The 1,498-nt window shown below is 40.9% G+C and carries 1 protein-coding gene; it reads right to left on the bottom strand.

Going from position 1 to position 1,498, the window contains the following annotated elements:
• Positions 1–46: 46 nt before the first annotated feature.
• Positions 47–1,498 (bottom strand): IS1634 family transposase (locus I2H39_RS28750; RefSeq protein ID WP_195628129.1); only part of this gene is annotated, 1,452 nt, incomplete at its 5' end.

The following is a 1,498-nucleotide window of genomic DNA, read 5'->3' as shown; positions in this document are numbered from 1 at the left end:
ACCTGTCTTTCGGAGTTGAACTAAAAAAATGGTGCTAAGCCATGGGTTAGAACCTATGACTTAGCACTCTATTTATGTCTTCGTTTCCAAGAAAATAGGACGTAAGTGGAAGCGCAGTTTTAGCAGCCAGTTGTTTTATGAAGCATGAATTTCTGGTTAGATTTATGTACTTTCGATCGGATACTTTTACTACTCTAAAATCATGTATAAAATCAAAGATTTCTTCTGTGCCATATTGATCCCCCAGAACGTATATCTGTAATAGTCTTGTCAGCAGTACAGTGAGATAGCAGATGAGGAAATGTCCGGTAATTGTTGCTTCCTTTTGCAGATACACCGGTCTCGCATCCAACTGTGATTTCATAACCCGGAAAGATTCTTCTATCCTCCACAGATTGTGGTAAACCGCGTATATTTCTGAAGCAGGCATATTGATTTCTGACGTCACCATCATGTTATAACCGGCAAGCCTTTTGGCATTTTCTATTGCCTTGTCATTCATCTCAACTTTGATTTTACCATCGGTTTTCATTCCTTTTTTATCTGCAGCCACAAAGGAAACGTATTTTGCGCTGTCTCCATACTCGGATTTTTTTGCTTCGCATGCCCTGAGTGCCTTTGCCTTTTCCACCTGTTTGTTTATTTCATAGTTCTGTTTTTCAGCAAGTTTGGGATTATAAGTTACCACACGTTTTTCCCTGAGCTTTATGGACTTTCTGCGACCGTTTCCATCGGTGTAAGTATAGACGAAATCATCCACACATTCTTTCATTCGGTAAAGTACTTTTCCATCTCTGTTTTTGATATCGATATAATCATTTTCCAACAGAACCCAGGTCTTTTCTACCTCTGGCAGCATCTTTACAGATTTAGAGAAAATATATCCATCACCAGCTTTCAATGCGTGGAGTATGTTGTCAATACAGTTGAGCCCTTTGTCAGCCACCTGGATGGTTCTGCCGTTTATGTGATTGCGCTGCTTCAAATCATCAATGACGGTTCGGATTACGGGTTTTTCGCTTTCGTTGCCGGGATACATCTTCATGCCGATTGGAATCTGATGCGCATCGAGCAGCAATCCCATGCCGACAATGGGTTCTGTTTTGTTCTCTTTGGAAGGGCCTTTATGGCGAAAATCGTCTTCGCGGTCAATCTCAAAGTAAAAGTTGGTACAATCAAAGTAGGTGTGCGAAGTATCAAACTTATATGTCAGCTCAATCTGATGATTATAGATTTCAATGATCTTCTCATATTCAGAGCCGATGTATTCAAGGCCGGAATAGAGCTGGTCAAGAGAGAAGTCATATTTGCCAAAGAGCTTGGGAATGACTTCATCATAAGTTCTGGATTTTGAACAGGGATGGACGCCTCTGGCATAAATGAGGGCGGACAGCATGTCAAATACATTGAAGCGGAAATCAGTTGCCGTCTGCATCAAGTCCATATATTTTTTACAGCAGAGAGCGTCGTTAAGATTTTTCAACGGAAAATAGCCCAG

Origin of the sequence: Clostridium sp. 1001283B150225_161107_B6, assembly GCF_015556325.1 — a bacterium.
GTDB lineage: Bacteria > Bacillota > Clostridia > Lachnospirales > Lachnospiraceae > Enterocloster.
This window is presented reverse-complemented; position numbering and strand designations above follow the sequence as displayed.